Annotated in this window: 9 protein-coding genes; 7 read left to right on the top strand and 2 right to left on the bottom strand. The window is 41.8% G+C overall.

Going from position 1 to position 14627, the window contains the following annotated elements; all coding sequences use genetic code 11:
• The first annotated feature begins 104 nt into the window (after positions 1–104).
• Both AHMF7605_RS04050 and AHMF7605_RS04055 read left to right on the top strand, forming a co-directional pair.
• Positions 105–1190 carry a sialidase family protein gene (locus AHMF7605_RS04050; RefSeq protein WP_158267451.1) on the top strand — a complete coding sequence of 362 codons (1086 nt, stop codon included), beginning with the start codon at positions 105–107 and terminating at the stop codon, positions 1188–1190.
• Positions 1191–1231: 41 nt separating this feature from the next.
• Positions 1232–1561, top strand: coding sequence for a hypothetical protein (locus AHMF7605_RS04055; protein ID WP_106926685.1), 330 nt, complete (start codon positions 1232–1234; stop codon positions 1559–1561).
• Between the two features lie 91 nt (positions 1562–1652).
• Here the strand turns inward: AHMF7605_RS04055 and AHMF7605_RS04060 are convergent, their stop codons facing one another.
• Both AHMF7605_RS04060 and AHMF7605_RS04065 read right to left on the bottom strand, forming a co-directional pair.
• Positions 1653–2501 (bottom strand): transglutaminase-like domain-containing protein, encoded by an 849-nt coding sequence (locus AHMF7605_RS04060; protein ID WP_106926687.1) that lies wholly within the window; start codon positions 2499–2501, stop codon positions 1653–1655.
• Between the two features lie 209 nt (positions 2502–2710).
• A complete protein-coding gene (locus AHMF7605_RS04065; RefSeq protein WP_106926689.1) occupies positions 2711–3454 on the bottom strand; it encodes a peptidase in 744 nt (247 codons plus the stop codon).
• A 444-nt stretch (positions 3455–3898) separates the two neighbouring features.
• Between AHMF7605_RS04065 and AHMF7605_RS04070 the strand changes: the two genes are divergently transcribed.
• The 5 genes from AHMF7605_RS04070 (at position 3899) to AHMF7605_RS04090 (ending at position 14583) form a co-directional block, all read left to right on the top strand.
• Positions 3899–5641: a GMC family oxidoreductase gene (locus tag AHMF7605_RS04070; RefSeq protein ID WP_106926691.1), complete on the top strand. Its 1743-nt coding sequence runs from the start codon at positions 3899–3901 to the stop codon at positions 5639–5641.
• A 31-nt stretch (positions 5642–5672) separates the two neighbouring features.
• A complete protein-coding gene (locus tag AHMF7605_RS04075; RefSeq protein ID WP_106926693.1) occupies positions 5673–6380 on the top strand; it encodes a gluconate 2-dehydrogenase subunit 3 family protein in 708 nt (235 codons plus the stop codon).
• A 100-nt stretch (positions 6381–6480) separates the two neighbouring features.
• Entirely contained in the window at positions 6481–8196 is a 1716-nt protein-coding gene (locus AHMF7605_RS04080; RefSeq protein ID WP_106926695.1) for an FAD-dependent oxidoreductase, read from the top strand.
• Positions 8197–8370: 174 nt separating this feature from the next.
• Positions 8371–11487: a PQQ-dependent sugar dehydrogenase gene (locus tag AHMF7605_RS04085; protein WP_106926697.1), complete on the top strand. Its 3117-nt coding sequence runs from the start codon at positions 8371–8373 to the stop codon at positions 11485–11487.
• A 141-nt stretch (positions 11488–11628) separates the two neighbouring features.
• Entirely contained in the window at positions 11629–14583 is a 2955-nt protein-coding gene (locus AHMF7605_RS04090) for an ELWxxDGT repeat protein (RefSeq protein ID WP_106926699.1), read from the top strand.
• The last annotated feature ends 44 nt before the right edge of the window (positions 14584–14627 follow it).

A 14627-nucleotide genomic window follows, 5' to 3' on the forward strand; every position in this document is an offset into this window, starting at 1 on the left:
AGATTGTGCTTCTAGTATAGGTTAAAACCGTAACTTAGATAATTGATATAGAAATTTTATGCCTCTTTATGTTAAAAATAGTTACTAGAGTGATATTACCCAAAATGAAAAATCGGAAGTACTCTTTTTTAGCTGTTTGTTTAGCTCTCTCAGCTTCGTGTATATTCTTAAGTTTTAAAAATAAAAAAGTAGCACCGGAAATTGTTACGGTAAGCACATTTGGCAAACAACCAGCCGTGGCAGTTGATCCAAACAACACCATTAAAGTAGTATTCGGCCAGGCCGAAGAAATATTTTATACTACTTCCACTAATAATGGTGAGACCTTCACCCCTCCCCAAAAAATAGGAAAACAAAAGCAATTGGCATTAGGTATGACACGTGGTCCTCAGTTAACAACTACGAAAGATTATACGGTGATTGCCGCTGCCGACCCTACCGGCAAAATAATGGTATACCAGTTAAAGAATAAATCAAATCAATGGGGCAAGCCCGTTAACTTACTAGACCAGGATACCACCGCTAAAGAAGGATTTGTAGCTTTAGCTTCCGGAAAAGATAATACCGTACACGCCGTTTGGCTGGATTTACGATTAGGTAAGAAAAACAATATTTTCACTGCTTCTTCCAAAGATGGGGGTAAAACCTGGTCAAAAAATAAACTGGCATATACTTCGCCCGAAGGAGGAATTTGCCCTTGCTGCCGGCCTTCTATTACTGCCGATGCCAAAGGGAATGTGTATATAATGTTCCGTAATGAATTAGAGGGTTCCCGGGATATGTACCTGGTAACTTCTACCGATAACGGACAAACCTTTGGTCCGGCTAAAAAACTAGGTATGGGTACCTGGGTATTAAAAGCCTGCCCGATGGATGGTGGAGCTTTAGCTTTAAACAAACAAGGCAAACTGGGTACAACTTGGCGGCGGGAAAACACGGTTTATTACGCGGAACCCGGTGCTATGGAAAGAAAAGTGGGAGAAGGCCGGGCCAGTTCTTTAGTGAAAAACGCAAAAGGTAATTATCTGGTTTGGCAGCACGGTAACCAGATTATGGCCTTAGCTCCGGGAAAACTAAGTCCGGAGGAAATAGGTACAGGCACTTATCCGCGTTTGGCCGCTTTAACTAATCAACAAGTTTTAGGTATTTGGGAATCGGAAGGAAAAATTCTGGCGAGGATTTTACCGTAAATTTGTTCTGTAATTACTTGAAGTTGAGAATAAAATTATAAATGCTTAAAAATTTTATTACTCTCCTTAACTGTTTAATACTTAGTACATGGTCATTAGCAATGGGTTTTTTAAGCTTATTATCTATAGGGACAATTGAAGATCATGAAAGGTTGGTAAGAGAACCATTCAGAGCTTTTTTATTAAGATTTTCAGTTGTTGGACTTGTTGGATTATTTGGAATTTTAATTCTAATTTTTTTTAATTTTTTGTTAAATAGATCTCTGCTGAAAAATAGTCAGCCAGTTAACCTCAAAAAATATTTTATTACAAGTTTTGTAATTACATTATCTATTTGCCTTGCTGGAACTCTATTATTTATTTTAAACTAGGTGTTTAATGATGGAATTACTTTGCCCAACATGGTGGCTGCTATGCCTAACCTATAGCTAATTCAATCAGAAAACTTCTTTTATAACTACCTTACTCATAAGATAATGCTTTTAATTCCTTACTATCGTAGAAAAAAGGTTCAAAGTTTTCTTCCAAAACTTCGCTGCTTACCTGCATAGATTGGCAAACAACATTGCCGAAAATACTGGCCACTGCGGCATCGGCGGCATCGCGGCCATTGGCAATCTTAACCAAACCATTCAGCGGCGCCAGTTTAGTAGCATCAAAAATAATCCAATGTCCACCAATGTAAGCTTCGAAACAGGCGTGAAAATCGGGTGGGTTCAGGTTATAGGCGTAAGCCGTAAAATAACGAGCCGGAATAGATAGTGCCCGGCACAAAGCAATACCCAAATGCGCGAAGTCGCGGCAAACCCCCGCCCGTTCGGTAACGGTATCGTAGGCAGACGTTTGCGAATCGGTGCTGCCGCTTAAATACTCCACATTCTCGTAAATCCAATCCGTAATGGCTACTACTTTGGCAAAGGTATTTTCAACTTTTCCGAATTTGTTATTCGCCAGCCGCTGTAACTTATCCGATTGACAATACCGGCTCGGGAACAAATATGGAATAATGTCTCCGTCTAACTGCACTACCGGAACAACTCCTTTTTCTTGCTTTTGATCGATGACCCGAGTTAGGGTATCCACGGTGGCTTTATAAGTTATTTTAAAATTCATGGGCTCCACCACCTCCAGCCGGATAAAGCGGTTGGCGTTTTGAGCCGAACTAAACTCTTCTACCCGGAGATAGGGATCTACCACCAACGACTCTTCCAATATTGTTTGCGTGGAAGTCCGGAGAGCATGAATATCTAAAATGAAGGTGCTGGGTTGCAGCACCTGGTATTGTATTTCGCTATTAACCTGAAATTTCATGGATACGTTGATAAGTACTTCGACGGAATTAGTTTAGAAGTATAATTTATTAATAAGTAGTTGTTCGGTATAAGTAGTTGGTTGTTCGATTAAAAAATTCTTAATAATCATAAAATTAACGTAAACCGCAGTGTAGTTCATTTCGTCAAAGTACTTAATCCTTTGATAACTTACTTAAGCAATCGAACAACTAGCAACGAACAACTACTTCATCCGGCTTGATTTTCAATTTGAGGCATTTTATCAAAGGCCAATTCCATCCATTCTTCCGGTATGGCATCTAAAGCTGATTTTAATTTTTGGGCCCAAATCTCGGAAATTTCTCCTAAGTCTTTTTGCTCATAACGATAATCTACCAATGAAAAACTATCTTTTTTGTATAAAACAACGTCTATCGGAAATTCCACGTCGTTGTTGCTCACCCGCGTAGAATCAAAAGAAAGAAAACCGGCTTTTAAGGCTTGCTTCATGGTGCTGTCGGCATGTAATACCCGGTTTAATATGGCTTTTCCCTGACCAGAATTTCCAATGATTATATAAGGAGCGCTTTCGTCTAACTCCACCCAATTTCCTTCGGAGTACAGCAAAAACAATTTATGTTCCGCGTCGTCCCGCAGCTGACCACCCACAATAGTATTTAAGTTAAATTTAAAGCCGGCACTTTCTAAAGCCGCTTTATCTTCCGTGGCAACTCTTTTAACCTGTTCCCCGAAGGCGCTAACTGCTTTGTATAGCTTGTTGTATACGGCTCCTTCTTCGAGCAATTCTTGAAAATAAAGAATGGCTTTATCGCGCACCGAACGAAGGCCACTGGTCATTATAAAAAGCGAGTGATTTTCTTTTTGGTTAACAAATATCTTTTTTTTAACGGTGGTATTGGTTCCGGCAGTAATACGGGTATCCGCAAGGGCTACTAATCCTTCTTTCACCTTAATCCCTAAACAGTAAGTCATAAATATTCGAAATTGTTTATTCTTCGCAAATTACACTTTTAACGGTGATAAAAAACATACTCGCCAAAGCAAAGGAAAATTTATGTTTTGGTTGCGTAAGGGTGCTTAATGAAAAAACTGTAACGCCGGTAATTGGAAATGGTTTACGATCTGTTTATTTAAAATTTATATAAAAATCAGGGAACGGAGAAAGAAATAAGGCGATGCAGGAATTTGCTTTTTCTCTGAAACAGTTAATCGAAAAGAAATGCCTTGATTACCAATTATTTTAAGTGGAAATGCTTCCTGAAAAGTGGAAATACAAAAGAATATAAGTACATTATCCGCCGAAAAGAAGAAGGCTTGCCGAATAATTGGAAATAATGCTGCCTAAAGATTTTGCCGAGCATCTTACCCGAAAACCGGAATTCTTAAACCAACTGTTCACTTTATATAACCCACCTTATGGCATTTCAAATTAAAAAGAAAGGCGAATTATACGACGTTGTCATTGTAGGCTCGGGAGCCGGCGGCGGCATGGCCGCTAAAACCCTCACCGAAGCAGGTCTGAAAGTAGCTTTATTAGAAGCCGGTCCGGATTACGATCCTGCCAATCCGGGTCAGCAAACGCAATTAATGTGGCCTTACCAGTCGCCGCGGCGGGGTGCCAACACCACGCGGGCTTTTGGCGATTTTGATGGTGCTTACGGAGGATGGGAAATCGATGGTGAGCCTTATACGCGCCAGGAAGGAACGGAATTTGACTGGTTCCGTTCCCGGATGATTGGGGGCCGGACGAATCACTGGGGGCGAATTTCTTTGCGTTTTGGGCCGCATGATTTTAAACGGGGCAGCATAGACGGATTGGGTGATGACTGGCCGATTGGTTACGAAGATTTAAAGCCGTACTACGATCGGGTAGATAAAATGGTGGGAGTATTTGGTACCAACGAAAATTTACCGAATGATCCGGATGGTTATTTTCTGCCGCCTCCCAAACCACGTTTACACGAACTAATGATCAAAAAAGCGGCTACCAGCATTGGTATTCCCGTTATTCCGGCAAGATTATCTATGTTAACCCGGCCGGTAAACAAAGACCGGGGTGCTTGTTTCTTTTGTTCGCAGTGCGGTCGTGGTTGTTCGGTTCACGCGGACTTTGCGGCCTCTACCGTATTAGTAAAACCTGCCCGCAAAACCGGCAATGTAGATTTGTATGTAAACGCCATGGCCCGAGAAGTTTTAACGGATAAAAACGGCTTGGCAACGGGCGTTTTATACACCGATAAAACCGATTTACAGGAATACCAGGTAAACGGCAAAGTAGTAATTTTAGCGGCCAGCGCCTGCGAGTCGGCCCGGCTTTTACTTAATTCCAAATCAGCCCAGCACCCGAACGGATTGGCGAACTCCAGCGGCGTGGTAGGAAAATATTTGCATGATTCTACCGGCGCCTCACGCAGTGCGTTTGTACCTAAATTAATGGACCGCAAGCGTTACAACGAAGACGGAGTGGGAGGCATGCACTTATATGTTCCGTGGTGGCTCGAAGGAAATAAAAAATTGAATTTTTCCCGGGGTTACCACATCGAATTAGGTGGTGGTTTGGGAATGCCTTCCTATGGTTTTGGTTCCGGCATTGAGCGTTTAAATGGTAAATACCCGAGCAAAGACGGCAAAGTAAAAGCGGCCGGTGGTTACGGCGCTTCATTAAAAAATGATTACCGTCGTTTTTATGGCGCGAACGTTGGTTTCTCCGGACGGGGCGAAAGTGTGCCGCGCGAATATAACCGCTGCGAAATTGACCCGAACGTAGTAGATAAATACGGTATACCGGTGCTTAAATTCAGTTATAAATGGACCGATCAGGAAATCAACCAAGCCAAACACATGCAGGATACTTTCGAAGAAATTATTCACGCCATGGGTGCCATACCAAACGGGGAAAAACCGGGCGCGGATGAGCAATACGGTTTAGCGGCTCCCGGCCGGATTATTCACGAAGTAGGAACGGTACGGATGGGCAATAACCCGAGTAAATCGGCCTTGAACAAAAACTGTCAGGCGCACGAAGTAAAGAACTTATTTGTGGTAGATGGTGGTCCGTTTGTGTCGCAGGCCGATAAAAACCCGACTTGGACGATTATGGCCTTATCGATGCGGGCTTCCGAATTTATTATTGATAATCTTAAAAAGCAGAATATCTAGCGGCTATTATTTAGCTTAAAAAGTAAATATTATGGACAGAAGAGAATCCCTGAAAGTTTTAGCCATTGGGTCGTTAAGTGCCAGCGCCTTGTTAGTAGGCTGCGAAAAAAATTACGGCGAAAAAGGTGACGAGAAAAGTACCTCCGAAGTAAAAGACGACGCCAAAGACGATGGATACGGCCGGACACCGGAAGAAAAAGAACGGGACGCCAAACTCATGAAAGAGCAATTTTTCACGAAAGAAGAAATGGCGACCATTGCGATATTATGCGATATTATTATTCCCAAAGATGATCACTCCGGCAGTGCCACGGATGCCAAAGTGCCTGATTTTATAGAATTTATGGCCAAAGACCAGCCGAGTCACCAAACGCCTTTACGGGGCGGATTGCGCTGGTTGAATATTAAATCGACGAAGCTGTTCGATAAGCCTTTTGCCGATGCGACCGAAAAACAGCAAATTCAACTGGTAGATTTAATTGCCTATCCCGAAAAAGCCGCGCCAGAAAATGCGCAAGGGGTGGCCTTTTTTACCTTGATGCGAAACATGACGGCGACTGGCTTTTTCACGAGTAAAATCGGCATTGAAGATCTGCAATACAAAGGAAATCAGCCCAATGCCTGGGATGGGGTACCGGATGATGTGCTAAAGCAATACGGTTTGGAATACGACCAAAAAACGCTGGCTCAATGCCTGAAAAACGAGGATCGAGGCAAAATGATGACTTGGGATAGTTAATTCTTAAAGTTTTCTTTATAAGTAAAGCCGGATCAGAAAATCTAATCCGGCTTTTTTATACCTGAATATTTTCCTATTTGTAACAACTTATTCTTCTGGTATGAACCGACGAAACTTCGTCCAGCTATTAACAGTGGGCAGCGGGGCAGCCGTTAGTGGCCTGCAATTATCTTTTAATGGTAGTTCTGTGGCCGCAACTAATTTACCGAATAGTCATGCCCAAGAGCTACGGGCGGATGTGGTAATTGCCGGAGGTGGTTTAGGGGGTTGTGCGGCCGCGCTGGCCGCTTTGCGTAATAATCTTATTGTTATTTTGACCGAAGAAACCGATTGGGTAGGCGGTCAGCTTACCCAGCAAGGCGTACCGCCCGATGAACATCAATGGATAGAAACTCATGGAGCTACGCAACTCTACCGTAACTTCCGGAAGGCCATTCGGGAATTTTATCTTCAGAACTATCCGCTTACAGAAGCAGCTCGCTCTCAGCAATATTTAAATCCGGGAAATAGCGCCGTTTCCCGGTTAGCGCATGAACCACGGGTGGCTTTAGCGGTTTTGTTCAATATGTTGGCGCCTTATCTCAGTTCAAAAAAACTTACCCTACTCTTAGAACATAAAATTACGGGCGCCGATGTAACTGGAGATAAAGTCCGGAGTTTAAAAGCTAAAAATTTAAGAAATGGGAAAGAAGTGGTATTAACCGCCCCATACTTTGTAGATGCCACTGAACTCGGCGATTTGCTACCTTTAACCAAAACCGAATTTGTAACCGGCGCCGAATCCCGCCAACAAACGCACGAACTACACGCTCCCGAAAAAGCTGACCCGAATAATCAGCAGGCATTTACCATTTGCTTGGCCATGGATTATGTTCCTGGCTCCCATAATATCATTGATAAACCCAAGGATTATGATTTCTGGCGCAATTTCACTCCGAAAATGAATCCGGCCTGGTCAGGCAAGTTGCTTAATTTGAACTACTCCGATCCGAAAACCTTAATCCCGAAAGCACTGGGATTTCATCCGGAAGGGATGCCTACCGGGCAGGCGCTTAATTTGTGGAATTACCGCCGGATTATTCATAAAGACAATTTTTTACCAGGTACCTACGCCGGCGACAGTAGTATTATCAACTGGCCCCAGAATGATTATTTTTTAGGCAACTTAGTTGGCGTAAGCGATTCGGAATTTAAGAAACACGTAAACCAAGCTAAACAATTAAGTTTATCGCTTTTTTACTGGCTCCAAACGGAAGCTCCCCGTCCGGATGGTGGACTGGGTTGGCCAGGTTTACGGTTGCGGGGTGATATTCTGGGTACAGAAGATGGTTTGGCCAAATATCCTTATGTCCGGGAATCGCGGCGGATTCAAGCTGTTTTTACCGTATTAGAAGAACACGTAGGTGCGGATAACCGGGCTTTAATAACCGGAAAAGAAAAAGATAATACCGCCGCCGATTTTTATGATAGTGTTGGGATAGGCTATTATCACATCGATTTACACCCTAGTAGTAACAGCAATAACTACATAGATTTCGCTTCTTTACCCTTTCAAATTCCTTTAGGGGCGCTTTTGCCGAAAAGAATGGAAAACCTTTTGCCCGCTAATAAAAATATTGGCACTACTCACATTACCAACGGCTGTTACCGCTTGCACCCGGTAGAGTGGAGCATTGGCGAGGCAGCAGGTTTATTAACGGCTTTTGCTTTAAAGAAAAAAGTACTACCCCAAACGGTGCGCGATAAGTTAAATTTATTAGAGGAGTTTCAAAAACTAATTCGTTCCCAAGGCATAGATACGCATTGGCCTAAATGAAAAAAGTAGGTTACCGATTCTATCTTTATTTATTCATTCATTTATCAAGTAAATAGGTTAAAATTGAAAAACCGCCTTCTTTTTTTAAATAAACTTGAGGCGATAACTAAAATTTATAGTTAAAAATTATTCTTAAATTGAACAGGTGTTTCTATTCTCTTTCCTAACAACCTTATGCGTTTACTCTCGCACCTACTATTCTTATTTACATTCCTGTTTTTTCTTTCCTGTACCAACAGAACCAACACCAGTGGTAAAACAACTTCGAAACTTCATCCGCGCATGTTGGTTTATAGAAATGCGGCTGGCATGGATGCACAAGGAATAGTCGGAACATCAACTAACTGGCAAATAGTAAAAGCAGCCGATAAAAGTTACCTGGTGGAAGACTCTTTAAAAAAATTTCCTCGGCTTTTAACTTCTACCTCGGCTCTTTCCCAAATGGATCACCGGCAGATTACTTCTTTAAAAAGGTTTTTAGAAGCGGGTGGAGGAGTTGTTGCTTTAAAAGATTCCAGTGATGAGGTTACAACCCGACCTTGGTTAAATGCTTTACAGGGTTCCCAGCAAGACCAAAAATTAAAACAGGAAGGAGGAAAACTTATTATTTTAGGTGCTAATCCATCAAGAGAAGAAATCCAAAAAGTGTTTGAAATAACTCCCGCTGCAATTAACCTTCCGGATTATCACTGGGCAGAAACATTACCCGTACCGGACTCCAGTAGGTATACGTACCAGGTTTTAAGTCAAGGTATGAACGAGCCGATGCAGATGGCTCTTCTGCCGGGTAATAACGTGTTGTTTGTAGAGCGAAAAGGGGCCGTAAAGCTTTTTGATGCCAGTACCCAACAAACTAAAATTATTGCAAACATCGATGTATTCAGCGGAATTGAAGATGGATTGTTAGGAGTAGCCGCCGATCCGGATTACGCCCGAAATAACTGGGTATATTTCTATTATGCCGTACCCGGGGAAAGAGTCGTAAATCGCTTAGTCCGCATGGAACTTCGGCAAGATATTCTGGACCGGAGTACCGAAAATGTTTTACTTGAAATTCCTACCCAAAGAAAGTATTGCTGCCACTCGGCGGGTTACCTGCATTTTGGTCCGGGTGGTTTGCTGTACCTGGCTACCGGGGATAACACCAACGCCGAAGAAACAGAAGGCTATATTCCCATTGATGAAAGACCCGGCCGGCAGTTAGCCGATGATCAGGCCACGGCTGCTAATTCCAACGATTTACGCGGCAAAATTTTACGTATTAAACCCGAACCGGATGGTACTTATTCTATTCCAGAAGGCAATCTCTTCCCGGTAGGAACTCCTAAAACCCGCCCCGAAATTTACACCATGGGGCACCGCAATCCTTACCGGTTTTCGGTAGATCCTAAAAACAACTTTGTTTACTGGGGCGATATTGGTCCGGACACCAAGGTACCCGCTTCGGAAGGCACCTTAAGTTATGATGAAATTAACCAGGCCCGAAAACCCGGCTTTTTTGGTTGGCCTTACTTTCTGGGTAACAACGAGGCATTTCCGTATTACGATTATGCCACCAAAAAATTCCGCGCGCAAGTTTTCAATCCGCAAAAACCCATTAACAATTCCCCGAATAACACCGGAATAAGAGAATTGCCACCGGCCCAGCCCGCTATGATTTGGTACGGCGATGGTATTTCTAAAAAATTTCCCTTAGTAGGCAAAGGCGGTGAATCAGCCCTCGCCGGACCGGTATTTTACTCCGATCAATTTAAGAATGCTAAGTACAAATTACCACCCTATTACGACGGCAAACTGTTTATTTACGATTGGGTAAGGCGCTGGTTTATGGCGGTAACCTTCGATGAAAATAAAAATTATTTAAGAATGGAGCCTTTTCTGGATCATATAACTTTTACGGCTCCCACGGATATGCAATTTGCGCCGGATGGAGCCATTTATATTTTAGAATACGGCACCAACTGGTTCGCTAAAAATAATGATGCCCGTTTAATTCGGGTGGAATACGCCGAAGGGAATCGCAAGCCGGTAGCCAATATTAAAGTCGATAATGTATACGGGGCGGCACCATTACCGGTAAAGCTTTCGGCCGCTGGCTCCAAAGATTACGACAAAAACGATAAACTGAATTTCGAGTGGCTAATAGAAGGCAAGTCCATAACCGGAGAACAAATTACGTATACTTTTATTAAAGTTGGTACCTATAATATAACCTTAAAAGTAAGCGATAACCACGGCGAAAGCAGCACTTCCACCGTTCAGGTGAAAGCTGGTAATGCGCCCCCGGACGTAATGATTGCCACCAAAGCTAACCGAAGTTTTTACTGGGATAATACCGAATTGGATTACCAGGTGCAAGTAAAGGATGCGGAGGACAAAATAATCGATTCTAAACAGGTAAAAATATCTTGGAATTACATGCCGCAAGGGAAAGATGTGGCTGTAGCGCTAACCCGTTCTCCTACTTCGGTAAACGTACAGTTTGCGAAAGGCCAGTACTTGCTCGCTAGCTTGGATTGCAAAGCCTGTCATTCTCAGAATCAAACTTCCGTAGGGCCGGCTTACGAAGCTGTAGCGGCGCGTTATGCGGGTAAAACCGGAACAATAGACAAATTAGCCAGAAAAATTATTACCGGCGGGAGCGGCAATTGGGGACAACGATCCATGTCGGCGCACCCGGATTTGGCCGAGGCAGATGCCAAAGAAATGGTGCAGTATATTTTATCTTTAAAGGAATCGGCGAAAGAATTACCCATGCAAGGCATCTTATCTTTGAAAGACCATCCGGGAAAAGGCAAAGAAGGCTCTTACCTGCTAACCGCCCTTTATACCGATAAGGGCGCCAACTCCATAGAACCCTTAACGGACCGCGATTACATCTTTTTGCGCAACCCTTTGGTGCAGGTGGAAGATTACGACGAAGGCAACGTGAAACTGGGCACCATAACCACCGAATTTTTAACTTATGCTACTGGCATTAACCATAAAAGCTTTGTTAAATTTAAAAATATAGATTTAACCCACGTAAAAAGTCTTACTTATCGGGTACAAACCAATGGTACCGGCGGTAATATAGAAGTACACCTCGATAAACCCGATGGCACCTTGGTAAGTACCGTAGCAGTTCCGGCACGAAAAAGCTCCGAATTAAAAAGCAATTGGCCAGAAGTAAGTACACCCATCAACCAAAAAACAACCGGCAACCACGACGTATATTTTGTCTTTACCGGCTCGTTGCCTAATCAACAAAACCTGTTTAACCTGGATTGGATTTATTTTTCGAATAAGTAAACCCATTCCATCTTTCATAATGCAGAATTTTATTCTTATTGAATAGAGGAATTAAAAGCTTATCAGGAAGTTAAAATTCAGGATATATTGAACTTTTAGTATATCCGAATGATTTAATTTACTAGGCCTTAATCTCTCCGTATGAAAAAAACTCTACGTCTATTATTTACTTTTTCCCTTGTTCCATTCATTCATTTACATGCTCAGACGCAATTAACCGATTTTAGAAACCGGGCCGATGATAAAAGCTCCAGCCCGGTGGGTTTTGTTAGCTTTAATAACAAGCTATTCTTTGAAGCCACTACCGAAAATGAAGGTAGGGAAATTTGGGTAACAGACGGAACGGACACGCACATCCTAAAAGACATTCACCCGGGAAATAACAGTGGAATAATACCCTCCTTACATACGCTTAAACAAGGTTCGGTGGTATTGAAGGATAAACTGTATTTTATTGCCAGCGATGGGGAAAATGGAGCTCAAATATGGTCAACTGAAGGAACCGAGCAAAGTACGAAAAGAGTAACCAATCTTTCTGATCTTAATACTTCCACCTTAACGTTAGTGAATAATTTTATTTACTTTGTAATCAAGAAAAACGAACAATTGGAAGTTTGGAAAAGTGATGGCACTAACGAAGGAACGGTTTTAGTAAAAAAAGACGTGCCCACCGCGAATGCTCCTTCCTTTGAAGGAACCGTAAATAATTTATATTTCTTTACTATCCAGACTCCCAAAACCAATACTTCCACCCTGTGGCGCAGTGACGGTACCGATGCAGGTACTTTCCCGATTACCGATGAGTTAGAAGGAAATGGGGCCGGCGGAGGAACTGCGAGTCCGACGCAATACATAGCATATAAAAACGAGTTGTACTTTGTGGTCAGAAGTTTTACGCATTTCCAATATCCGGTTACGGTTGGCATTATGAAAACCGATGGCACCTGGGAAAATACCAAACCAGTAAAAGCCGTTCACGAAGGTAGCCTTAAACTACTTAGCTTTGCCGATGTCATCCAAATAAATGATAAGTTATACTTTTCCTTTTTTGAAAGAGAAGATAGCCGGCTTTTTATTTGGGAATCGGATGGTACCAATATGGGCACTAAAAAAATTTATGATGAATTAAGTACCAGTTATTTTGCCCCTAGTTACTTAAGTTCTCAGGGAAACAATTTAGTGTTTACCGGTAAAAGTTCTAAAAACGGCACCGCTCTGTTGACTTTAGATTTAAAAAATTACACACTTACAGAGATTAAAGAATTAGCTCCGGGCATTGAAAAAGCGCCCTACAGTTTTTTTTACGATGTATTTTCCTTCCACCAATTAACCAACAATAGTTTTCTGCTTTTTGAACCTTACTTTTTAGAGAATAAAACCTGGAAAACCGACTTAACCGGATTGAATACGGTTGCCGTAAGTAACCTGAAATCTGTAAAAGAAGCAATTAACTTAGGGGAATACGTTTACTTTCATAATTCCACGGAGGAAGCAGGTATGGAATTGTGGAAATCGGATTTAGCCTTAAAAAATCCACGTCAGGTAACTAACATCAATAAAGCCAAGTACGGTTTAGAATACGCTGAATTTGGTGTTGTAAAAGATAAGTTAGTTTTTAATGCGGAGGACGGGGCGACTGGCAATGAACCGTGGGTTTATGATAATTCTACGAATCAAACAAAGTTATTGAAAGAAGTTATCCCCGGTAAAAATCAAACTTACCTAGGTAATTTTACGAATGTGAACGATCGTTTATACTTTGTAGTAAACAATAAAGAGTATACCACCAACCTCTGGCAAACGGACGGCACCGAAGCAGGAACATTTAAAATAAAAAATTACAAAGAAGATATCCCGTATATTTCGGTTCAGTATTTAACTAAAAAGAATAATCGGCTATTCTTTTTCGCCACTTTAAAAGACTACCATCAGGTATTATGTTATATTGAAGGACTGAATACCGTAAAAGTTAAAGACCTGGGGGTAAATATGTATAATGTGGCAGTGCGAGCTACCAATATGGTACTTGCGGATGATTACCTGTATTTTACCACGGATGGTGCCGGTGGCGAATTATGGAAAAGTGATGGCACGGAAGAAGGTACTACGAAAGTAAAAAGTTTTTATGCTATCTATAATTTAACAGCCGTAAAAAATAAAGTTTACTTTTCTGCTGCGCAAGGCAACCAAGATGAGTATGAATTATGGCAAAGTAATGGTACCGAGGCGGGTACTATACTGGTAAAAAATATCGGAAAAAATTATTCTTCTTACCCGGAGCAATTAGTTAATTTAAACGGAGTTTTGATTTTCTCGGCCGCTACCCAAGAGTTTGGGCGAGAATACTGGAAAACAGATGGAACTGCGGAAGGAACCGTTCAAATTGCGGACATAAACCCAGGACCAGCTACTTCTACGTTTAACTCCATCTCGAGTATTTATTATTCTTATGCTCCCATTGTTTCCAGTTACACCATATTTAATAATTATTTGTATTTCTCAGCTAACGATGGTTCTCACGGCACCGAGTTGTGGCGAACCGACGGCACAACTAGCGGCACTAGTTTAGTGAGTGATGTGAATCAAGGTCCAATTGGCTCGTTTCCTCAGCCTTTTACTTCAAATAACGGCAAAATTTATTTCAGCGCCTTTTCTGCTAGCTACGGAACCGAATTATGGTCTACGGAAGGAACAGCAGCTACTACAAAACAGCTGTTTGATTTAAATAATGGACTACCTGGCTCTTATCCCACAAAGTTTTCCTTTATTAACGATAAAATATTCTTTATGGCGGGAAAAAATGATAGTGGCCGCCAATTATGGAGCTACTCCAAAGATAATGTTACCGCCGTAAAAGAATTTAGGGAAAATAGCTCATTTAAAGTATACCCCAATCCTACCTACGATTATTTACACTTAGAAACCGGAAATAAAAAAGTACAATCCTTAAAACTGTACAACTTACAAGGAAGAAATTTCCCCATCGAGAAAAATCAGGCAGATAAAGTGTACGTGGGTAATTTACCTTCCGGAATATACCTGTTAGTTACAGAAATGGATAATAAAATAATTACCAGGAAGTTTATCAAAAAATAAAAGCAAAATCTAAATTCAAACTTATAAGCTATTCCAAGCTCGAA

Source organism: Adhaeribacter arboris (assembly GCF_003023845.1).
GTDB classification, from domain to species: domain Bacteria; phylum Bacteroidota; class Bacteroidia; order Cytophagales; family Hymenobacteraceae; genus Adhaeribacter; species Adhaeribacter arboris.

What these genes read in the sequence shown, in the direction of transcription:
- AHMF7605_RS04050 (WP_158267451.1), top strand. Translation starts at nt 105, where the DNA reads ATGAAAAATCGGAAGTACTCTTTTTTAGCTGTTTGTTTAGCTCTCTCA.
- AHMF7605_RS04055 (WP_106926685.1), top strand. Translation starts at nt 1,232, where the DNA reads ATGCTTAAAAATTTTATTACTCTCCTTAACTGTTTAATACTTAGTACA.
- AHMF7605_RS04060 (WP_106926687.1), bottom strand. Translation starts at nt 2,501, where the DNA reads ATGAAATTTCAGGTTAATAGCGAAATACAATACCAGGTGCTGCAACCC.
- AHMF7605_RS04065 (WP_106926689.1), bottom strand. Translation starts at nt 3,454, where the DNA reads ATGACTTACTGTTTAGGGATTAAGGTGAAAGAAGGATTAGTAGCCCTT.
- AHMF7605_RS04070 (WP_106926691.1), top strand. Translation starts at nt 3,899, where the DNA reads ATGGCATTTCAAATTAAAAAGAAAGGCGAATTATACGACGTTGTCATT.
- AHMF7605_RS04075 (WP_106926693.1), top strand. Translation starts at nt 5,673, where the DNA reads ATGGACAGAAGAGAATCCCTGAAAGTTTTAGCCATTGGGTCGTTAAGT.
- AHMF7605_RS04080 (WP_106926695.1), top strand. Translation starts at nt 6,481, where the DNA reads ATGAACCGACGAAACTTCGTCCAGCTATTAACAGTGGGCAGCGGGGCA.
- AHMF7605_RS04085 (WP_106926697.1), top strand. Translation starts at nt 8,371, where the DNA reads ATGCGTTTACTCTCGCACCTACTATTCTTATTTACATTCCTGTTTTTT.
- AHMF7605_RS04090 (WP_106926699.1), top strand. Translation starts at nt 11,629, where the DNA reads ATGAAAAAAACTCTACGTCTATTATTTACTTTTTCCCTTGTTCCATTC.